Below are 20,668 nucleotides of genomic sequence, written 5' to 3' on the forward strand. Positions count from 1 at the left end.
TCGTGCCGAGGTGATTACGCCAGCGTGACGCGGGCGAAGCGGCGCTTGCCGACTTGCACCACGTACGTGCCGGCGTCGATCTTCGCGCCCTTGTCGGACACCACTTCGCCATCGACACGCACACCGCCCTGTTCAATATTGCGGTTGGCTTCCGAGGTCGACGGCACGAGGCCCGCCTGCTTGAGCAGTTGGGCGATGCCCAGCGGGGCGCCATCGAGGGAAACTTCCGGAATATCGTCCGGCACGCCGCCCTTGGCGCGCGCGTTGAAGTCTTCGAGCGCGCGCTCGGCATCGGCCTGCGAGTGGAAGCGGGCAACGATTTCCTGCGCGAGCAGCACCTTCACGTCGCGCGGGTTGCGCCCGCCGTCGACGTCCTGCTTCAGTTGCGCAATCTCTTCGAGCGTGCGGAACGACAGCAGCTCGTAGTAGCGCCACATCAGGTCGTCGGAGATGCTCATCAGCTTGCCGAACATCTCGCTCGGCTTTTCGCTGATGCCGATGTAGTTGCCCTTGGACTTCGACATCTTCTCGACGCCATCGAGCCCGACGAGCAGCGGCATCGTCAGAATGCACTGCGGCTCCTGACCGTACTGCTTTTGCAGCTCACGGCCCACCAGCAGGTTGAATTTCTGGTCGGTACCGCCCAGTTCCAGATCCGACTCCAGCGCCACCGAATCGTAGCCCTGCATGAGCGGGTACAGAAACTCGTGAATCGCGATCGGCACACCGCCCTGAAAGCGCTTGGTGAAGTCTTCACGCTCCAGCATGCGCGCCATCGTGTAGCGCGACGCGAGCTTGATCATGCCGTCGGCGCCGAGCTTCATCGACCATTCGCTGTTGTAGCGAATCTCGGTCTTGCTGCGATCGAGCACCAGCGCGGCCTGTTCGAAGTAGGTCTTGGCGTTCGCCTCGATCTGCTCGCGCGTGAGCGGCGGGCGCGTGCTGTTGCGGCCCGACGGGTCGCCGATCAGCGAGGTGAAGTCGCCGATCAGGAAAATGACCGTATGGCCCAGATCCTGCAACTGGCGCATCTTGTTGAGCACCACCGTGTGGCCGATGTGGATATCCGGCGCCGTCGGGTCCAGACCCAGCTTGATGCGCAACGGCTTGCCCGTGGCTTCGCTGCGCGCCAGTTTCTGAAGGAACTCCTCCTCCACCAGCAGCTCGTCGCAGCCGCGCTTGGCGATCGCCATAGCGGCCCGCGTGGCGTCAGTCACTGGGTACGTCTTTTCCGGGGTGAGTGTGTGTTCACTTGTCATAACTTCATTGTCCAGACTGCGTTAGGATTTCCCCCAACGCAAGAGATGTTGGCGCGTCTGCTATAATCGCCGCTCAATTCTCGGCTCGGGCCAAGGCGCCGCCGGGTTGCCGGAAGGCAATTCGAAGCGTGTCGCTCCGCCCGGGCTTTTTCGTAAGTTGCGCAGAATTTTACGTGATGTGGCCAAAACTCCGTGATTTTTTTGCGCGTGAACTGCTGACCCTGATTGATCCCACGCAGCCGAAGCACCGTCGAAGAAAGGTGCAAATCGTGGCGACGGTCGGTTCGGCCCTGACGTTGGGAATGGTGACCGCATTCGGCGTGGCCCCCATGGTGCCGGACTCGGCACGCAATGGTGCCAGCATCACGCTGCCGCTCACCTTCCCCGATCTGGCCCGACAAATCCAGCAGCTCGACGCGCAATCCCAGACCTTCATCCATCAAGTGGCGCTGCGGCGCGGCGAGACGCTTGGCGACATGCTTTCACGGCTGTCGATCCAGGACCCTGCTGCCGAGCGCTTCATCCGTGAGAATGCCGTCGCACGGCGTCTCATCGGCGTGCCCGCCGGTCAGGTCGTTCAGGCCGAAACCGACGACGACGGCAAGCTCGTTACGCTCTCCACCCTGATCTCGTCCGGCACGGCCAACGCCCAGCAGCTCGTGATCGAGCGCAATGACGCCGGCAAGCTGCGCGCCCGCATGGAACAGCTCGCGAACGACACCGAGTGGTCCATGCGCTCGGGTGCCATCGCCGGCAACTTCTTCACGGCCATGGACGACGCGGGCGTGCCCGACGCCGTGGTCGCGCAGATGGTCAACATCTTCTCCGGTGTGATCAACTTCCAGCGCGACGTGCGCCGGGGCGACCGGTTCCGGCTCGTGTACGAAGTGGTCAAGCAGCAAGACCGCACCGTGCGCACCGGCCGCATTCTCGCCATCGAGTTCATCAATCAGGGCAAGACGCATCAGGCCATCTGGTACGCGGACCCGCAAGGCAACACCGACGGCGCGTATTACGGCTTCGACGGACGCAACCTCAAGCAGGCTTTCCTGCGCACGCCGGTCGAGTTCTCGCGGATTTCGTCGGCATTCGGCGGCCGTGAGCATCCATTCCAGCATCAGTGGAAGAAGCACGAAGGCGTCGATCTTGCCGCCCCGGTCGGCACGCGCGTGTTTGCTGCGGGCGACGGCGTGGTGAAATTCGTCGGCAAGCAGAACGGCTACGGCAACCTGATCGAGATCAACCACGCTGGCGACTATCAGACGCGCTACGCCCACCTGTCGGGCTTTAGCTCGGGCTTGAAACCGGGGGCGCGCGTCACGCAGGGTCAGGTCATCGGCTTTGTCGGCCAGACGGGCTGGGCAACCGGTCCGCATCTGCATTACGAACTGCGCTACAAGAACGTGCCGCGCAATCCGTTTGCCACCGATGTGGCCGCCGTCGCACCGCTCTCGGGCCCGCGCCTGAAGCTCTTCGACATGTATGCCGCCAACCTTCTCAAGCGCATCGATCTGATGCGCACCGTGCAGGTCGCCGAGCGCGACTAAGGTATGCTGGAGGCCGCACCGGCGGGCGATGACGTGCGAAATGTAGGATTCGCGCGCGTCGCCCGCCGGTGCGAGAAGTTTCCCGGCTCCCCTCGAACGTCTGCGCTCCGCTCATGACCGACACCGCTTCCCAAGGCGCCCATCCGGCCGCCGCTGCTGCAACTTCCCACTTCATCGGTCTTATGTCCGGCACCAGCCTCGATGGTGTCGACGGTGTACTCGTTGCGTCTCCCGGAGGCCACGTGCTTGCCGAAGCGTACGTCCCCTTTCCGGCGGAATTGCGCGAGACGCTCATGGTGCTGCAAGCGCCGTCGGAGAACGAATTACACAGGGAAGCACTGGCCGCGAATGCGCTCGCACGGCATTACGCCGATTGCGTGAAAGCACTCCTCGCGAGCGCCGGGTTACCTGCGGCGGCGATCACCGCGGTGGGCGCGCATGGACAGACCATTCGCCACCGTCCCGGCGAATTTGACGGTGTGGGTTACACGCGTCAATTGAATGCGCCCGCCTTGATTGCAGAACTGACCGGCATCGACGTGGTTGCGGACATTCGCAGCCGCGACGTCGCTGCCGGCGGCCAAGGGGCACCGCTGGTGCCCGCCTACCATCAGGCGAAGTTCTCGGACGCGAGTGAGTCCCGCGTCGTGTGCAACCTCGGCGGCATCAGCAATGTGACGATTTTGCCCGCGGCGGCATTGGGCAAGCCGGTGACCGGTTTCGATTGCGGCCCCGGCAATGCACTGCTCGACGGTTGGGCCGCACGGCATCTTGGCAAGACCTATGACGATGGCGGTGCATGGGGTGCCAGCGGACGCGTCGACGATGCCCTGCTCGCCGCACTGCTGAGCGAACCCTATTTCACACAAACTCCCCCCAAGAGCACCGGGCGCGACCTGTTTCACGCGGCATGGCTGGATGCCCATCTGGCGGCCTTCCCCGGCATTGCGCCGGTCGATGTTCAGGCGACACTGGTCGCGCTCACGGCCCAATGCGTGGCCGACGACGTGCTTCGCTATGCACCGGACTGCAAGGGCTTCTACGCCTGCGGTGGCGGCACGCGTAATCAGGCGCTGATGCAGGCGATTGCCGCCCGCCTGCCGGGAATGACGGTCACGACGACGGATGCGCTCGGCGTGCCGCCGAATCAGGTCGAAGCGCTCGCCTTCGCGTGGCTGGCTGAGCGGTGTCTGGCGCGCCTGCCGGGCAATCTGCCATCGGTCACTGGCGCTGCCGGCCCGCGCGTTCTCGGGGCGATCTACCCCCGCTGACGGGGATACGGCGGCGATACCGGCTGTTGAGATGAAGCAAACAACGCGCTAACGAGAAAAGGGCCCTTGCGGGCCCTTTCTCTTGATACTTCCGGTACTGCCGTCGTGTCGCTCAGACCGAGAACGACGAGCCGCAGCCACAAGTCGTGGAGGCGTTCGGGTTCTTGATCACGAACTGTGCGCCGTTAATGTCTTCCTTGTAGTCGATCTCGGCGCCCACCAGATACTGGTAGCTCATCGAGTCGATCAGCAGCGAGACTCCGTTCTTGTCGAGCACGGTGTCATCTTCGTTCACGTCTTCGTCGAAGGTGAAACCATACTGAAAGCCGGAGCAACCGCCACCCTGCACGAAAACGCGCAGTTTGAGTTCCGGGTTGCCTTCTTCGTCGATCAGTTGCTTGACCTTGTCCGCGGCGCTGTCCGTAAAGACCAGAAACGCGGGCATTTCCGTGACGGCGGCCTCAAGCGGTGCGTTCATCGCAAATCTCCATAATTCGGTTGGGTACCATTCTATTCCCTATTCCGAAATCGTGCCGACGGCAGAAAAATCAAGAGCTTAGGGACAAAAAATACCGTTACGGCAGTACGGGAATATGGGTCAGACCCATGTTCTCCGGCAGGCCGAACATCAGGTTCATACATTGCACGCCCTGACCGGACGCGCCCTTGACCAGGTTGTCCTCGACCACGAGGATGACCAGCGTGTCTTCGTTGCCCGGGCGATGCACCGCCACGCGCACGTAGTTCGAAGCACGCACCCAACGCGTTTCCGGCATCGAACCCGCCGGCAGCACGTCGACGAACGGCTCGTTCTCGTAATACGTTTCAAATAATTGCTGGAAATCGGTGTCGCGCGCTTCGGGCAGGATCGTCGCGTACAGCGTCGAATGAATGCCGCGAATCGTCGGCAGCAGGTGCGGCACGAACGTCAGGCCCACATCGTAGCCTGCAATCGCTTCGAGGCCCTGCTTGATTTCCGGATGGTGGCGATGGCCCTTCACGCCATACGCCTTGAAGTTGTCCAGCGTCTCGGCCAGGATCAGCGAGGTCTCGCCCTTGCGGCCGGCACCGCTGGCGCCCGACTTGGCGTCGGCGATCAGGTGCTTCGCATCGACCAGCTTGCGGCCACCGGCGAACAACGGCGCGTAGCCGAGTTGCACCGACGTCGGGTAGCAGCCCGGCAGGCCGATCACACGGGCCTGCTTGATCTGCTCGCGGTTGATTTCGGGCAGGCCATAAACGGCTTCTTCGAGAATATCCGGGCAGGCATGCGGCATGCCGTACCACTTCTCGAACGTGGCCGTGTCCTTGAGACGGAAGTCGGCGGCCAGGTCGATCACGCGCACGCCGGCAGCGAGCAACTCTCGCGCCTGCGCCATCGCCACACCGTGCGGGGTCGCAAAAAAGACCACGTCGCAATCGGTCAGACGGGCGTCATCGGGCGTGCAAAACGCCAGATCCACGCGGCCACGCAGGTTCGGATACATATCGGCGACCAGCGTACCTGCTTCCTTGCGCGAGGTAATCGCCGTCAATTGTGCTTCCGGGTGCTGCGCCAGCAAACGGAGCAGCTCCACACCGGTATAGCCGGTGCCGCCTACGATACCTACCTTGACCATGTCCTACCCCAACGAAATTGGAAACGGGATTCTATCAAGCTTCGACGACACGTGTGAGACGGCGCCGCACCCCGAAACATCACAAACCAAAAACATAAGAAAAAAGGCCGCGCGAGGCGGCCTTTTCTCCGGATCTGCCGAGTCGGCAGATGCCAACAAGCACTCGTGCGATTAACGCTTCGAGAACTGTTTGCGACGGCGGGCCTTGTGCAGACCAACCTTCTTACGTTCGACTTCACGAGCATCGCGGGTAACGAAACCAGCGGTCGACAGCGACGGCTTGAGGGTCGCGTCGTAGTCGATCAGTGCACGCGTGATGCCGTGACGAACCGCACCGGCCTGACCCGTTTCACCACCGCCCGACACGTTGACTTTGATGTCGAACGTTTCAGCGTGGTTGGTCAGTTCGAGCGGCTGACGCACGATCATCAGCGACGTTTCGCGAGCGAAGTACTCTTTGATCGGCTTGCCATTGACGACGATGTCGCCCTTGCCAGCCTTGATGAACACACGAGCCACTGCGCTCTTGCGACGGCCCGTGCCGTAATTCCAATCGTTTTTGAACATGGCTGGCCCTTAGATCTCGAGCGACTTCGGTTGCTGCGCTTCGTGCGGATGGTTACCGTCGGCGTAAACCTTCAGCTTCTTGATCATCGCGTAGCCCAGCGGACCCTTCGGCAGCATGCCCTTCACGGCTTTCTCGAGCGCACGGCCCGGGAAACGCTCTTGCATCTTGCCAAACGTGGTTTCGTAGATACCGCCCGGGTAACCCGTGTGACGGTAGTACTTCTTATCAGTTTGCTTTGCGCCCGTAACTTTCAGCTTGGCAGCATTGACGATGATGATGTAATCACCCGTGTCAACGTGCGGCGTGAATTCCGGTTTGTGCTTGCCGCGCAGACGGCGTGCCACTTCGCTGGCGACACGGCCGAGGACTTTGTCCGTCGCGTCAATCACAAACCATTCGCGCGTCACCTCTGCCGGCTTAGCGGAAAACGTCTTCATGATCGATCCAATTAAAAAACTGCTTGCCCCATAGACACCAACTTCCTGCTTGTCTGCCGGCCGCGTCCTTGTGATTTGGGTCACATGGCGCAGTCCTGTGCTTGCAGGCTCTCCCTGATGCTTTTTCCGTGGGCATTTCCGGAAAAGCCGTTGATTATACAGAAAAAACGACCGCCCGGTAAACGCGCTTAGGTAAACCGCCTTTTCGCAGCACTTTTCGGGGGCACAAAAAAAAACCCGAACCTCATTGGGTCCGGGTTAAATCCACCAAAGGAGGAGGGTGGAGGAGACACTTGCAGAATTGCTGTGAAGCACAACAACCAATGACTGAAGTCTAGCAAAGCCGATGGTGCGTTGCAAGAAAATTTATAGTGCGAAATACAACACCACATTATGAAATTCTCAAAATTCGCACACAAACCAAGATAGCGCTTTAAGTTCAACAACTTACACAAAAATCCATGTTCGGACTGCCCTGCTCGCTAGAGCCTTTTGCCTAAATTTAGGGTTTTTCCCCCTGAAAACCCGATCAAAAAAGCGCCAATATTGCGACGCAACAACTCAGACCGCCCGGAGGTTGCCGGACGCGAGTCGGACGGCATCGTACGCACTATTGCGGAAGCCGCTACAATTTTTGCTTGAACGAGAATTCGGGGTATCGAGATTATGGAATGCAAGGTTAGCTGGATGGGCCAGGATGGCATGGCCTTCATCGCGGAAACAGGCAGTGGGCATATCGTCGCGATGGATGGAGCGCCGGAAGGCGGTGGCCGTAATCTGGCGCCGCGTCCGATGGAGATGCTGCTGGTCGGCACCGGAGGGTGCACCGCGTATGACGTGGTGATGATCCTCAAGAAGAGCCGCGCAGAGGTCAAGGATTGCAGCGTCACGCTCAAGGCCGAGCGCGCCAGCGAAGACCCCAAGATCTTCACGAAGATTCACTTCCACTTCACCGTGACGGGGCGCAACCTGAACCCGGCCACCGTCGAGCGCGCCGTGACGCTCTCGCACGACAAGTACTGCTCGGCGTCGATCATGCTCGCCAAGACGGCCGAACTCACGCACAGCGTGGAAATCGTCGAAGGCTGAGGCCGCAGGGCGCGAGCGATTACCGTCGCGCCTGCCACGCCTTGGAAGGCCGCGTCGCAGAAAGACAAAAGGCTCCCTCACGGGAGCCTTTCGCTTTTGTATCGATGCAGAGACGGCCGATAAGCCGGATTCTGTGAACGCGACTCGCGCCGCGCCTGACAACCATTCCTCTAGGCGACGCATCACTACGCCGCTCAAGCTTCCTACCCGCAGGCTCCCGGGGGCCCCGTTGCCGACACACGCACAAGGCGCATGCCGCTCACCTGCCTATTTGGAATTGCTCCGGGTGGAGGTTACCGTGCCGTGTGCGTTGCCGCACGCCGCGGTGCGCTCTTACCGCACCGTTTCACCCTTACCTGATCCGCCTGGCTTTCGCCAGGGGCCATCGGCGGTCTGTTCTCTGTTGCCCTGTTCCGCGTCTCACGACGGATGGCCGTTAGCCATCACCCTGCCCTATGGAGTCCGGACTTTCCTCCCCCTTCCGAAGAAGGCGGCGATTGTCTGGCCGACTCTGCGGGCCGAAGTGTATCACGCGCGCGCCTTTCCCCACGCCCGACCGCCCCGGATTACCGCGCCTGCGGCTGCCCTGCGGGCAAATCGGCCCGGCGCCCCGGGCGAAACACCGACGTGTCGTTGTAATAGTCTCGATCGCCGTTCGCCGGCCACCACCCCGGGATGCCCAGTATCGGCAATGGTGCGAAATCGCGCGGCGTGAAAGGAATATCGGCGAGCCCCGGTGCCAGCCGGGCGTCGAGCCAGTCGAGGCGCTCGGCAGGTGTCAGTCGGAAGTAATCGACCGGCACATCGACAATCCATGCATGCGCCGTGATCGCCTTATAGGGCACGACCAGCTTCTCCAGCAAAGCGTGCCCGAAGGGCTGCACCTCGCAGGCACGTCCCCAATCCGCGCGGCGCGTGACGAACAGGGTCTGCCAGTCGAAGCCGCGCAGCGCAGCGCCCAATGCCGGGTCGCTACAGGCAAAGATGACGGCGTTCTCGTCGAACAAGGTCGCCGCGTCGCGGGTTGCCCCACGGGTGGCCTGCACGCCATCGGCTGCAATGGCGGTGGCTTGCCGGGCGTTGAGCGCCGCCTTGCTGCGCGGGTAGGCCAGCCAAATCAGCGCATTGAAGAAGTCATGCAGATTGGGGCGGGTCGGCACGCCGCCGGTCGCGGCGATGAAGGCTTCGTAAGCCGTCCCTTCCGGCAAATCCCCTTGTGCGACGAAGCACAACGGTTTGCCGTGCCCGCTGACCTGAGCGGCCGCCCTCGCCAGTGAAGACAGCGCCACTCGCCAGTCGCCGCTGGCGAGCGCGCCCTGCCCGTGCGCCCTCACCGCGGCAAACCATGGTTGCGGCCAGTCGATATCCGGCAACGCCCCCGCCGTGTGCGGTTGGGTCGTCACGGGCAACGCAGACAGCATCTACGACGCCCTGCCTCAGCCCTTGAGCTTCCAGCCGATGACTTCGCCACCACGCAGCGGCACGACGGTCGCGTCGCCCATCGGCAGCTCGGCCGGCAGTTCCCAGTCTTCGCGCACCAGCGTGATTTTGTCGGCGTTGCGCGGCAGTTCGTAGAAGTCCGGGCCGTGGAAGCTGGCAAATCCTTCGAGCTTGTCGAGCGCGCCCGCGTTGTCGAACGCTTCTGCGTACAACTCCACCGCGTGCAGGGCGGTGTAGCAACCGGCGCAGCCGCAAGCCATTTCCTTCGCGCCACGGGCGTGCGGGGCGCTATCCGTGCCCAGGAAGAAGCGTGCGCTGCCCGACGTGGCGGCCTTGACCAGCGCTTCACGGTGGATTTCGCGCTTGAGCACCGGCAGGCAGTAGTAATGCGGACGGATGCCGCCGGTGAAGATCGCATTGCGGTTGTACAGCAGGTGGTGCGCAGTGATCGTGGCGCCGATGGGGCCTTCGGCCTCGGCGACGTACTCGGCGGCATCCTTCGTGGTGATGTGCTCGAACACTACCTTGAGTGCCGGGAAATCACGGCGCAGCGGCTTCATCACGCGGTCGATGAAGACCTTTTCGCGATCGAAGATATCGATATCCGAACTCGTCACTTCGCCGTGCACGAGCAGCGGCATGCCGACTTCCTGCATGGCTTCGAGCGCGCCGCGGCACTTGGCCAGATCGGTCACGCCGGCGTCCGAATTCGTCGTGGCGCCTGCCGGGTACAGCTTCACGCCGTGCACGAAACCCGACGCCTTGGCGCGACGGATCTCGTCACCGGGAGTGTTGTCGGTGAGATACAACGTCATGAGCGGCTCGAACGTGTTGCCGGCCGGGCGTGCCGCCAGAATGCGCTCGCGGTAGGCGGCGGCATGCTCGGTGGTGGTGACCGGCGGCTTGAGGTTCGGCATGATGATCGCGCGGCCGAACTGGCGGGCGCTGTCGGGCAGCACGCTCTTGAGCACGGCGCCATCGCGCACGTGCAGGTGCCAGTCATCGGGACGGGTGATAGTCAGTTCGGTGGTCATGATCGGTTCCGGGGCTGCTGGGCCGTGCCGGCGGGTGGGGCGTCGGCGCGACGAACTTTTTAGGACGGGAATGTACGTGCACAGGGGCCGGTGCTATGCTTGTGCAACCCCATATTGTAACGGCAGCTGCGCACTGACACGACGTGAGCTGCCAATCAGAGATTTGCCCGCCCCATGTGCCAACTGCTTGGAATGAATTGCGCAGAACCGACCGACATCACGTTCTCATTTACCGGTTTTGCGGCGCGCGGGGGCGGCACTGACCATCATGCCGACGGCTGGGGTATCGCCTTCTTCGAAGACAAAGCCTGCCGGCTCTTCATCGATCATCAGGCCGCTGCCAATTCGCCCATCGCCGAACTGGTGAAGAAATACCCCATCAAGTCGAAAAACGTCATCGCGCATATCCGCAAGGCGACGCAAGGTATCGTTGAGCTGGAGAACTGCCATCCGTTCCAGCGCGAACTGTGGGGACGTCACTGGATCTTCGCGCACAACGGCGACCTGCACGATTACGACCCGTTCCTCTCCGGCGTGTACCAGCCGGTCGGCACCACCGACAGCGAGCGCGCCTTCTGCGACATCATGCAGGGCCTGCGCAAGCGCTTCCCCGGTTCGCAACCGCCGCTCGACGAGCTGTTCCACGCCGTCGAAGACATCACACGCACGATCACCCGCCACGGCGTGTTCAACTTCGTGCTCTCGAACGGACAGGCCCTGATTGCCCATTGCTCGACCAAACTGCACTTCATCGCCCGTCAGTGGCCGTTCGCCAAGGCGCACCTGATCGATGCCGACTGGGAAATCGACTTCGCCAAGTTCACCACGCCGGCCGACCGCGTGGCCGTCATCGCGACGGTACCGCTGACTGACAACGAAGTCTGGACGACCTTCGAACCGGGCGAGTTGATTCTGTTCGAAAACGGCGCCCCGACGCAGCGCGCCGTCGTCCCGATTCCGGAAGCCGTGCGCCTGCGCAACGCGCAGAACACCGCCTGCCAGTAAGCCTCCGGTGCGTCTCGTGCGCACCGAGCGGCCATAAAAAAAGCGTGCCCGAGGGCACGCTTTTTCGTTGCTGCGAGTACTTCGAACCGTACAGCAGCGCGTCGCCTTGCAGGCTGACGCGCCGTGCCGTGCCCCGAGTTCAGTGCAGGATCTTGGCCAGGAAGTCCTTGGCGCGATCCGACTTCGGGTTGTCGAAGAACTCTTCCTTCTTGTCGTCTTCGACGATCAGGCCCTGATCCATGAAGATCACGCGATTGGCGACCTTCTTGGCGAAGCCCATTTCGTGCGTAACCACCATCATGGTCATGCCTTCGTGCGCCAATTCGACCATCACGTCGAGCACTTCATTGATCATTTCCGGATCGAGTGCCGACGTCGGCTCGTCGAACAACATGGCGATCGGGTCCATGCACAGGGCACGGGCAATCGCGACACGCTGCTGTTGACCGCCCGACAACTGGCCCGGGAACTTGTGTGCATGCGCCTTCAGGCCCACGCGCTCAAGCAGCTTCAGACCCTTGTCGTTGGCTTCGTCCTTGCGGCGGCCGAGCACCTTGATCTGTGCGAGCGTCAGGTTTTCGGTAATCGACAGATGCGGGAACAGTTCGAAGTGCTGGAACACCATGCCCACGCGCGAGCGGAGCTTGGCCAGGTTCGTCTTGGGGTCTGCGACCGAGGTGCCGTCGACGATGATCTCGCCTTGCTGGATCGGCTCGAGACCGTTGACGGTCTTGATGAGCGTGGACTTGCCCGAACCCGACGGGCCGCACACCACCACGACTTCACCCTTCTTGACTTCAGTGGAACAGTCCGTGAGCACCTGGAACTGGCCGTACCACTTGGAGACGTTTTTGAGGGAAATCATTTCGCCAACCTCTTTTGAAGACGTTTAACCAACATCGAAACCGTGAAGCAGATCACAAAGTAGACCGCCCCGGCAAACACAATCATTGCGGGCAATGTGCCATCGCGCTGACCCACCTGGTACGACATTCCGAAGAAGTCGGACAGGGCGATCGCATACACGAGCGACGTATCCTGGAACAAGATGATGCCCTGCGTGAGCAGCAACGGCACCATATTGCGGAAGGCCTGCGGCAGCACCACGAGACCCATTGCCTGCCAGTACGACATACCGAGCGCAAACGCTGCCGACAACTGGCCGCGCGACACGCTCTGAATACCGGCGCGAATGATTTCCGAATAATACGCTGCTTCAAACAGCGAGAAGGCGACGAGCGCCGAGACCATCCGGATGTCCCACGTGGGCGGCACGTCGAGCAACGAGCGCAGCACCTGCGGCACGATCAGGAAGAACCACAGCAGCACCATCAGCAGCGGGATCGAGCGGAACACGTTCACGTAAAGATCCGCGAACCACTTCAACGCCGCCACGCCCGACAGACGCATCATCGCGAGCAATGTGCCCCACACGATGCCCACGATCACGGCGAGCGCCGTGATCTGCAACGTGGTGACCATGCCCTTGACCAACAGGGGCCACGCGTCTACCACGCCGCCCCAAGCGAAGATCTCACCCATTATTTGCCCCCGATGTAGCCCGGCAGGCGGGTCTTCGTTTCGAGCCAACGCATGAACGTGAGCACGACGATGTTGATGATCATGTAGGCAACCGTCACGGCGATGAACGACTCGTAGCTATGCGCCGTGTAGTCGATCAGTTGCTTGCCCTGGCCGGTCAGTTCGAGCAGGTTCACTGTCGAGATCACGGCCGAGTTCTTGAAGATGTTGACGAATTCCGAGGTAATCGGCGGGATCACCACGCGGAAAGCCACCGGCAGCAGCACGAAGCGGTACGTCTGCGGCAGCGTGAGCCCCATGGCCAGACCGGCATTCTTCTGACCCTTGGGCAGCGAATTGATACCGGAACGCACCTGTTCACACACGCGGGCGGCCGTAAAGAGACCCAGGCCAATCACGCCGGTGAGCAGCGAGACGTTCGCCGGATTGAGCGAGAACAGCCACTGGCGGATCGCTTCCGGGAGGAAGTCGGGCGCCACGTAGTACCAGAAGAACAACTGCACCAGCAACGGGATGTTTCGGAACAGCTCGACGTACCCCGCCGCGAAGCCCGAGATCCACTTATTGGGAACGGTGCGCATCACGCCGAGCACGGAGCCGACGATCAACGCGATGATCCAGCCGCCGAGGCCGACTTCAAGCGTGAGCTTGAAGCCCGAGAGCAGCCACCCGAAATAGGTGCTGTTCTCACCGGTCGCTACCGGCTGGAAGAAAAAACTGAAATCGAGACCGAGAGCCATGATCTCCCCTTTTCTACTTGTCTTGCTTAAAAAGAAGCGGAAGGATGACTCCTTCCGCTTCGGCATTACTTACTGATCATGCTCAGCGTTGCGATAAGCCACAAGGCTTACTTGGCAGGCGTCACGTCAGCGCTGTCGTTCGGCGCCTTCCACAGTGCGGCCATTTCAGCCGACGGCGGGAAGTCCATGTTCGTGCCGTTCAACGCCGGGATCGGCGACTGGAACCACTTCTTGTAGTCCGTGAAAGCCTTGCCCGACTTCTGGTAGTTGGCCACAGCCGTGTCCACCACCTTCTTGAAGCCCGGATCGTCCTTGCGCATCATGCAGCCGTACGCTTCGTACGATTGCGGCTTGCCGACGATGGTGTAGTCCTTGGCATCCTTGAACTTGGCGCGCTCACCGGCGAGCAGGGCGTCATCCATCATGAACGCAACGGCACGGCCTTGATGCAGCGTGATTGCTGCCTCGCCGTGATCCTTCGCGCTGATGATGTTCATGCCCATGTTCTTGTCCTGATTCATCTGACGCAGCAGACGCTCAGAGGTCGTACCGGCGGTGGTCACGACGTTCTTGCCCTTCAGATCGTCGAAATCCTTCACGCCCGAGCTGTTCTTGGTCAGCAGGCGCGTACCGATGATGAAGAAGGTGTTCGAGAATGCCGCTTGCTTCTGGCGCTCGGCATTGTTGGTGGTCGAACCGCACTCGATATCGATCGTGCCGTTTTGCACCAGCGGAATACGGTTCTGCGACGTGATCGGGGTCTGCTTCGCGTCGAGCTTCGTGAGCTTCAGTTCTTTCTTGACTTCATCGACGATGGCCATCGCGACATCGTTCGCGTAACCAACGACATTATGGTTGTTGTCATAGAACGAGAACGGGATCGACGACTCCCGGTTACCCAGCGAAATCACGCCGGTGTCCTTGATCTTCTTGAGCGTACCGCTTTCCTGCGCTTGTGCAGCACCTGCCATCAGGCCCACACAACACAACGCCAATGCAATTTTCGAGAGGGTCATTCCTTGGTCTCCTTGGCACAAAACGAATGCATTTTAGCACTGCAATTGCCTGTTTTTTTATTCTCGAATGTTCGGAACGTACGTCTTTTTTGACGCATTTCGCCCCGAACATTCGTTTTTTACGCATTAGTGCGTATTACTACTTAGAGCAAAAGCACCGCCAGATCAGGGGTACAGGCCGCGCATCTCGCGCGCTTGCAGGATACGGCTACACGCCACAATGAATGCCGCCGTACGCAGCGACACCGAATGTTCCTGCGCCACGTGCCACACGCCGTCGAAGGCTTCGCGCATGATGCGCTCCAGACGGTGGTTGATCTCTTCCTCGGTCCAGAAGAAGCTCGAGAAGTCCTGCACCCATTCGAAGTACGACACAGTAACACCCCCGGCGTTGGCCACCACATCGGGCACCACCAGAATGTTCTTGGCACGCAGAATGTCGTCGGCCGCCGTCGTGGTCGGGCCGTTGGCGCCTTCCACCACGACCTTCGCACGAATCTTGTCGGCGTTCTTCTCGGTGATCTGGTTTTCCAGCGCTGCCGGGATCAGGAATTCGCAGTCGAGCGACCAGAATTCATCGTCCTTGATGGTCTCGGCTGCCGGGAAACCGCCCACGCCGCCGGTTTCGGCCACGTGTTTGAGCAGGTTCGGCACATCGAGGCCATCCGACTTGTAGATCGTACCGGTGTGATCTTGCACGCCGATGACATGCGCGCCGGCTTCCGCGAACAGGCGGGCCGCAATGCCGCCCACGTTGCCGAAGCCCTGCACGATCACGCGCGAACCGCGCACGTCCATGCCCAGACGGCGGGCCGACTCGCAGCTCACCACGAACACGCCGCGGCCGGTCGCTTCGCGACGGCCCAGCGAGCCACCCAGCGAGATCGGCTTGCCGGTCACGACGCCCGTGGCCGTGGAGCCCTCGTTCATCGAGTACGTGTCCATCATCCACGCCATGATCTGCTCATTCGTGTTGACGTCGGGTGCCGGAATGTCCTTCGTCGGCCCGATGATGATGTTGATTTCGCTGGTGTAACGACGCGTCAGGCGTTCGAGTTCGCCGCGCGAGAGCTTGCGCGGGTCGACGCGGATACCGCCCTTGGCGCCGCCGTACGGCACGTTCACTGCGGCGTTCTTGACCGACATCCAGGCCGACAGGGCCATGACTTCGGAGAGCGTGACGTCCTGGTGGAAACGCACACCGCCCTTGCCGGGACCGCGCGAGGTGTTGTGCTGGACGCGATAGCCCTCGAAGTGGGCGATGGTGCCGTTATCGAGTTCGATCGGGCAGTCGACGATCAGGATGCGCTTCGGGCGCTTGAGGGTTTCGACCCAACGCGAGAGGTTGCCCAGATAGGGCGTAACGCGGTCGACCTGTTGAAGATAGTTGCCCCAGGGGCCGAGATCATCGGCTTGGAGGTAGGAAGGCAAGGCGTGTTGTGACGATTGAGACATCTCTGGATTCTCCGGCTTCAATCAGCGCCGCACGCACACACCGTGCTTGCGACACGAATGGCAGGCACTTTACCTAGAGCCGCAAAGAACAATCCAATGCCGAATAAACATGCATCTATGCGTTTCGTGCATAGATTACAAATCTCACCCTTTGACCTGATCGCGCACGGCCTGCCAGAACGCCTCGACGGCTTCGCGCTTGGCCTTCTCGCGGCGGTTGCTGGCGTCGGCGTAGGCCAGACGGTCGCGATAGAGCCGGATTTCCATATCGAGATGCCACGGCGCGGCAGTCTTGCCCGGTGGCGCGAGGTCGATCAGTTCCTCGCGGGCGACCGAGTCGACCACGGCGCTTTCCGGCAGAAACGCCACGCCGTGCCCCGCCAGCACCATGGCCTTGAGGGCCTCGGCCATGTCGGTCTCGTAGACCTTGTCGAAATGAGGCGGGCTGGTCGTGTCGCCAACCAGCAGGTCGGCCATGCGCCCGAGGTAGGCGTTCGACGTGTAGGCCAGATAAGGCACCGGCGCTTCCGCCGTGCCGGGGAGCTTGAAGCGCGCCCGCTTTTGCGGCGTCGGCGCGCTGTAGGGACTGAAGCGCTCACTGCCGAGCACGACCATCTCGTAGCGCGCCACGTCGAGCTGCAACGGCTGGCTGGGATGGTAGTAGCACATGAGCAGGTCACAGCCGCCGTCGGTCAGCGACATCGCTGCGTCGTGCACGTTGAGCGCCCGCAGACGGGTGCGCAACAGGCCGAGCCGCTTTTCCAGCGTCTTGAGCCAGCGCGGGAAGAACGTCATCGACAGCGTGTGCGGCACGGCAAAGTCGAGCACCGAATGGTCGGCAGAACGCTGCTCGCGCAGCAAGGCCCGCGCTTCCTGCGCTTGCGAGAGCAACGCGAGCGCCTGCTCGTAGAAGACTTCACCCGCAGGGGTGAGCCGGGTCGGATAGCTCGACCGGTCGATCAGCTCACTGCCGAGCCACGCCTCAAGGGCCTGAATGCGGCGCGAAAAGGCGGGCTGCGTCACATGGCGCAACTCGGCCGAGCGGCTGAAACTGTGCGTCTTGGCGAGCGACACGAAGTCTTCGAGCCATTTGATTTCCATGCGGAGCCCCCGGGGCTGACGGTGTCAGCGCGCTAGTCTACTCAATCGCCCGCGCGCGCGACAGGGCCGCACCCAACGGTGAGGCGTCGGCCGCTCAGGACACCACCGTCGCGAAGTGCGATGCCTCGGCGTCGCCCTCGCCGCCACGCCGCTGTTGTTGCAGCGCCCACATCTGCGCGTACAGCCCTTCGGCATGCAGCAACTCGTCGTGGGTGCCGCGCTCGACGATGCGGCCCTTGTCGAGCACGATGATCTGCGCCGCGTGCACGACCGTCGACAGCCGGTGCGCGATCACAAGCGTGGTGCGTTCCCGGGCGATATTGCGCAATTCCGTCTGAATCGCCTGCTCCGAGCGCGAATCGAGTGCCGACGTCGCTTCATCGAAGATCAGGATGTGCGGATTCTTCAGAATCGTGCGTGCAATCGCGACACGTTGCTTTTCACCGCCCGAGAGCTTCAGCCCGCGCTCGCCGACCATCGAGTCATAGCCCGCCGGCAGGCTCTCGATGAAGTCGTGAATATGTGCCGCGCGCGCCGCAGCAATGACCTGTTCGCGCGAGGCCGACGGATTCCCGTAAGCGATGTTGTAGTAGATCGTGTCGTTGAACAGCACCGTGTCCTGCGGCACGATGCCGATGGCGGCCCGCAGCGAGTCTTGCGTGACGTCGCGGATATCCTGCCCGTCGATGGTGATGCGTCCCGCGGTGGTGCCGGGGAAGCCCACGTCATAGAAGCGGAACAGCAAACGCGACAGCGTCGATTTGCCCGAGCCGCTGTGGCCCACGACCGCAGTGGTCGTGCCTGCGGCGATGGTGAAATCCACGTCGTGCAGAATCTGGCGCGTCGTCTCGTAGCCGAAATTCACATGCTCGAAGCTCACCGTGCCGCCGGTGCAGATCAGCGCGGGTGCGCCGGGCGGGTCGGCCACTTCGCGGTTGACGTCGAGCAGCGTGAACATGCGGTCCATGTCCGTCATGGCCTGCTTGAGTTCGCGATAGATCACGCCGAGGAAATTCAGCGGGATATAGAGCTGCAACATGAACGTGTTGACCAGCACCAGATCGCCCAGCGTCATCCTGCCGCTCATCACGCCCTGCGTGGCGTGCCACAGAATCAGAATCAGCCCGGTGGCAATGATCACCTGCTGCCCGAAGTTGAGCACGGAAAGCGAATTCTGCGAACGGATGGCCGCCGCCCGATAGCGCTTCAGATTCTCGTCATAGCGCTCGGTCTCGAACGCCTCGTTGCCGAAGTACTTCACCGTCTCGTAGTTGATGAGCGAATCGATGGCGCGCGCGTTAGCCTTCGAATCGAGCTCGTTCATCGTGCGGCGGAAGTGCGTGCGCCACTCGGTCACTTTCACCGTGAACGCGATGTAGAACACGAGCGCCGCGAGCGTGACCAGTGCGTAGAACGCGTCATAGCGCACGACGAAGAAACCGAGTACCAGCGCCACTTCGATGAGCGTGGGCAGAATGCTGTACAGCGAGTACGAGATCATCGACTGGATGCCGCGCGTGCCTCGCTCGATGTCGCGGCTCATGCCCCCGGTCTGTCGCTCCAGATGGAAGCGCAGCGAGAGTGCGTGCAGATGGCGGAACACCCTGAGCGCCACTTGCCGCACGGCGCTTTCCGTCACCTTCGAGAACAGGATTTCCCGCAGTTCGGTGAAGAGCGACGTGGACAGGCGCACCACCCCGTAGGCGATCACCAGCATGCCCAGCCCGCCGACCACGATCAGCGCCGGGTCGGCGGTGGCACGGGCGGTGGCAGAAAGCGTTGCCACCGGCCCCAGCGCATCGACGATGTGCTTCATCAGAATCGGCACACCGAGGTTGGCCACCTTGGCCAGAATCAGGCACGACAACGCGAGCGTTACCCGCCCGCGGAATTCGAGCAGGTATGGCAGCAGCGACTTGAGCACCTGCCAGTCGTTGCGCGGCTTCTTCGGAAGGTTCTTTGCGTTCGGGGCATTGGCCGCCGCCGGCGCAGGCTCGGCCGGAGTAAAACGTCTCATGATGCTGTGGGGGCGGGGTCCGGCCCGGGCAACAGGTCCGGTGGGGGGCTTTCCGCTAAAATCGTCAATGGCGTATTTTCGCAGAACCCGGCGTCTCATGCTGAGCCAGCGCCGGGCGGGCTTCTCCTTTGGGGGAGCCCCCTCGAATGCCCCGCCTGCCGGCGCATTCCCGAGTTTTCCCGCTTTTTGGCTCACGCAAGGAACCCCATGAGTACCCCGACCCCTGCCCTCACGGCCCTGCCGGACGAAAAAGAACTGGCGTTGCGCGTGATGCCGATGCCCGCCGACGCCAATGCCCATGGCGACGTGTTCGGCGGCTGGATCATGTCGCAGGTCGACATCGCCGGCTCGATTCCCGCCGCACAACGCGCCAATGGCCGCGTGGCAACGATTGCCGTCAACTCGTTCCTGTTCAAGCAGCCGGTATTCGTCGGCGATCTGCTGAGCTTCTACGCGAAGATCGTCAAGACCGGCAACACGTCGATTACCGTCTACGTCGAGGCCTACGCACAGCGCATGCGCCTGTCGCACGAGATCGTGAAGGTGACCGAGGCCATGGTCACCTACGTGGCCACCGACGAGGACCGTCGCCCGCGCCAATTGCCCAAGCTCGAAACGCTGGGCTGAACGCCGGGGAAGTCGTCAAAAAGCAGTAAAAAAAAGGCTGGCGACCCGAGGGTTGCCAGCCTTTTTATCATCGCGACATTGCGACGTTGCGACATTACGCCGGAGCGCCCGGTTTCCGTCTTACGAAAACTGGCTGAAGTCCGGCTTGCGCTTCTCGAAGAAAGCGGTGAACGCCTCGCGCGCTTCGGGCGACAGCAGCCGCTTGCCAAACTCCAGCGCCTCGTCGCGAATGCGCTCCTGCACGTCGCGCGCGCTGTCGCCCTTCATCAGTTGCTTGGTCACCCGCAGCGAGCCCGCCGGCATGGCGGCCAGTTGCGCGGCGCGCTTCGCCGCGAACTCCGCCAGTTCAGCCGCCGGCACGATCCGGTTCACAAACCCCATCGCCACGGCTTCATTCACGTCGAACGGCTCACCGAACAGCAGCTTCTCGGCAGCGCGGTGATAGCCCGCCACGCGCGGCAACAGCCAGCTCGACGCGGCTTCCGGCACCAGCGCCAACTGCGAGAACGGCAGCGAGAAGCGCGCCGTCTCGGCGGCGTACACCACATCGCAGTGCAGCAGCATCGTCGTGCCGACACCCACGGCGTTGCCCGCCACCGCAGCCACGATCGGCTTGGTCGCCTGACTGATCTGGCGCAAAAACTGGAACACGGGCGCGTCGTCGTCCTTCGGCGGGTGCTTCAGGAAGTCTTCGAGATCGTTGCCGGCGGAGAATGCCTCCGGCTGCCCCTGAATCAGGATCACGCGAATGGCAGGATCGGCATCCGCCTCGGCCAGCCCATCGGCAAGCGCCTGATACATCTCGGCGGTGATCGCGTTTTTCTTGTGTGCACGGTTGAAGGTCAGCACCTGTACCGCGCCTTGGCGTTGCACCAATACGTCGTCCATCTCGACTGTCTCC

Annotated in this window: 20 protein-coding genes and 1 other RNA gene; 5 read left to right on the forward strand and 16 right to left on the reverse strand. The window is 62.0% G+C overall.

Features of this window, described 5'->3' with window-relative positions:
* Positions 1–14: 14 nt before the first annotated feature.
* Entirely contained in the window at positions 15–1,259 is a 1,245-nt protein-coding gene (gene tyrS / locus CDV46_RS16110) for a tyrosine--tRNA ligase (protein ID WP_087689318.1), read from the reverse strand.
* Between the two features lie 269 nt (positions 1,260–1,528).
* On the opposite strand from tyrS, the gene CDV46_RS16115 reads away from it, so the two are divergent.
* Together CDV46_RS16115 and CDV46_RS16120 are read left to right on the forward strand one after the other, a co-directional pair.
* Entirely contained in the window at positions 1,529–2,806 is a 1,278-nt protein-coding gene (locus CDV46_RS16115) for a M23 family metallopeptidase (RefSeq protein WP_322788727.1), read from the forward strand.
* Between the two features lie 113 nt (positions 2,807–2,919).
* Positions 2,920–4,077, forward strand: a complete 1,158-nt coding sequence (locus CDV46_RS16120) for an anhydro-N-acetylmuramic acid kinase (RefSeq protein WP_087723619.1) — start codon at positions 2,920–2,922, stop codon at positions 4,075–4,077.
* A gap of 112 nt (positions 4,078–4,189) precedes the next feature.
* Here CDV46_RS16120 and erpA read toward each other — a convergent pair whose 3' ends face one another.
* The 4 genes from erpA to rplM form a co-directional block, all read right to left on the reverse strand.
* The gene (gene erpA / locus CDV46_RS16125) at positions 4,190–4,555 is read right to left on the reverse strand and encodes an iron-sulfur cluster insertion protein ErpA (RefSeq protein ID WP_058377438.1); all 366 of its coding nucleotides are present in this window, start codon (positions 4,553–4,555) and stop codon (positions 4,190–4,192) included.
* A 97-nt stretch (positions 4,556–4,652) separates the two neighbouring features.
* Entirely contained in the window at positions 4,653–5,696 is a 1,044-nt protein-coding gene (gene argC, locus CDV46_RS16130; RefSeq protein ID WP_058377437.1) for an N-acetyl-gamma-glutamyl-phosphate reductase, read from the reverse strand.
* A 171-nt stretch (positions 5,697–5,867) separates the two neighbouring features.
* A complete protein-coding gene (rpsI, locus tag CDV46_RS16135) occupies positions 5,868–6,263 on the reverse strand; it encodes a 30S ribosomal protein S9 (protein ID WP_058377436.1) in 396 nt (131 codons plus the stop codon).
* A gap of 9 nt (positions 6,264–6,272) precedes the next feature.
* Positions 6,273–6,701: a 50S ribosomal protein L13 gene (rplM, locus tag CDV46_RS16140; protein ID WP_010805091.1), complete on the reverse strand. Its 429-nt coding sequence runs from the start codon at positions 6,699–6,701 to the stop codon at positions 6,273–6,275.
* Positions 6,702–7,367: 666 nt separating this feature from the next.
* Here rplM and CDV46_RS16145 point away from each other — a divergent pair.
* The gene (locus tag CDV46_RS16145) at positions 7,368–7,790 is read left to right on the forward strand and encodes an OsmC family protein (protein WP_087689323.1); all 423 of its coding nucleotides are present in this window, start codon (positions 7,368–7,370) and stop codon (positions 7,788–7,790) included.
* Positions 7,791–7,894: 104 nt separating this feature from the next.
* Here the strand turns inward: CDV46_RS16145 and rnpB are convergent.
* From rnpB to pyrC, 3 genes are all read right to left on the reverse strand, one after another.
* Positions 7,895–8,303, reverse strand: an RNA gene (gene rnpB / locus CDV46_RS16150) — RNase P RNA component class A.
* Between the two features lie 53 nt (positions 8,304–8,356).
* Entirely contained in the window at positions 8,357–9,211 is an 855-nt protein-coding gene (locus tag CDV46_RS16155) for a DUF3025 domain-containing protein (protein ID WP_087723621.1), read from the reverse strand.
* A gap of 15 nt (positions 9,212–9,226) precedes the next feature.
* Complete coding sequence (gene pyrC, locus CDV46_RS16160) at positions 9,227–10,264, reverse strand: dihydroorotase (RefSeq protein ID WP_058377434.1); 1,038 nt, start codon at positions 10,262–10,264, stop codon at positions 9,227–9,229.
* A 174-nt stretch (positions 10,265–10,438) separates the two neighbouring features.
* On the opposite strand from pyrC, the gene CDV46_RS16165 reads away from it, so the two are divergent.
* Positions 10,439–11,269 (forward strand): class II glutamine amidotransferase, encoded by an 831-nt coding sequence (locus tag CDV46_RS16165; RefSeq protein ID WP_058377433.1) that lies wholly within the window; start codon positions 10,439–10,441, stop codon positions 11,267–11,269.
* Positions 11,270–11,408: 139 nt separating this feature from the next.
* Here the strand turns inward: CDV46_RS16165 and CDV46_RS16170 are convergent, their stop codons facing one another.
* From CDV46_RS16170 to CDV46_RS16200, 7 genes are all read right to left on the reverse strand, one after another.
* Positions 11,409–12,134 (reverse strand): amino acid ABC transporter ATP-binding protein, encoded by a 726-nt coding sequence (locus tag CDV46_RS16170; protein ID WP_058377432.1) that lies wholly within the window; start codon positions 12,132–12,134, stop codon positions 11,409–11,411.
* A complete protein-coding gene (gltK, locus tag CDV46_RS16175) occupies positions 12,131–12,811 on the reverse strand; it encodes a glutamate/aspartate ABC transporter permease GltK (protein WP_058377431.1) in 681 nt (226 codons plus the stop codon). The genes CDV46_RS16170 and gltK overlap by 4 nt, the downstream gene beginning before the upstream one ends.
* Complete coding sequence (locus CDV46_RS16180; RefSeq protein WP_058377430.1) at positions 12,811–13,551, reverse strand: amino acid ABC transporter permease; 741 nt, start codon at positions 13,549–13,551, stop codon at positions 12,811–12,813. The genes gltK and CDV46_RS16180 overlap by 1 nt, the downstream gene beginning before the upstream one ends.
* Before the next feature lie 107 nt (positions 13,552–13,658).
* Positions 13,659–14,567: a glutamate/aspartate ABC transporter substrate-binding protein gene (locus CDV46_RS16185; RefSeq protein WP_087689329.1), complete on the reverse strand. Its 909-nt coding sequence runs from the start codon at positions 14,565–14,567 to the stop codon at positions 13,659–13,661.
* Positions 14,568–14,732: 165 nt separating this feature from the next.
* Positions 14,733–16,022, reverse strand: a complete 1,290-nt coding sequence (locus tag CDV46_RS16190; RefSeq protein ID WP_058377428.1) for a Glu/Leu/Phe/Val family dehydrogenase — start codon at positions 16,020–16,022, stop codon at positions 14,733–14,735.
* Positions 16,023–16,166: 144 nt separating this feature from the next.
* Positions 16,167–17,123, reverse strand: a complete 957-nt coding sequence (locus CDV46_RS16195; RefSeq protein WP_058377427.1) for a LysR family transcriptional regulator — start codon at positions 17,121–17,123, stop codon at positions 16,167–16,169.
* A gap of 94 nt (positions 17,124–17,217) precedes the next feature.
* The gene (locus CDV46_RS16200; protein ID WP_087689332.1) at positions 17,218–19,140 is read right to left on the reverse strand and encodes an ABCB family ABC transporter ATP-binding protein/permease; all 1,923 of its coding nucleotides are present in this window, start codon (positions 19,138–19,140) and stop codon (positions 17,218–17,220) included.
* 207 nt (positions 19,141–19,347) lie between these two features.
* On the opposite strand from CDV46_RS16200, the gene CDV46_RS16205 reads away from it, so the two are divergent.
* Positions 19,348–19,767: an acyl-CoA thioesterase gene (locus tag CDV46_RS16205; protein WP_058377425.1), complete on the forward strand. Its 420-nt coding sequence runs from the start codon at positions 19,348–19,350 to the stop codon at positions 19,765–19,767.
* A 120-nt stretch (positions 19,768–19,887) separates the two neighbouring features.
* On the opposite strand, the gene CDV46_RS16210 is transcribed toward CDV46_RS16205, so the two are convergent.
* Positions 19,888–20,655 carry an enoyl-CoA hydratase gene (locus CDV46_RS16210; RefSeq protein WP_087689335.1) on the reverse strand — a complete coding sequence of 256 codons (768 nt, stop codon included), beginning with the start codon at positions 20,653–20,655 and terminating at the stop codon, positions 19,888–19,890.
* Positions 20,656–20,668 lie beyond the last annotated feature (13 nt).

Source organism: Pandoraea sp. PE-S2T-3 (genome assembly GCF_002179965.1).
Taxonomy (GTDB): Bacteria; Pseudomonadota; Gammaproteobacteria; order Burkholderiales; family Burkholderiaceae; genus Pandoraea.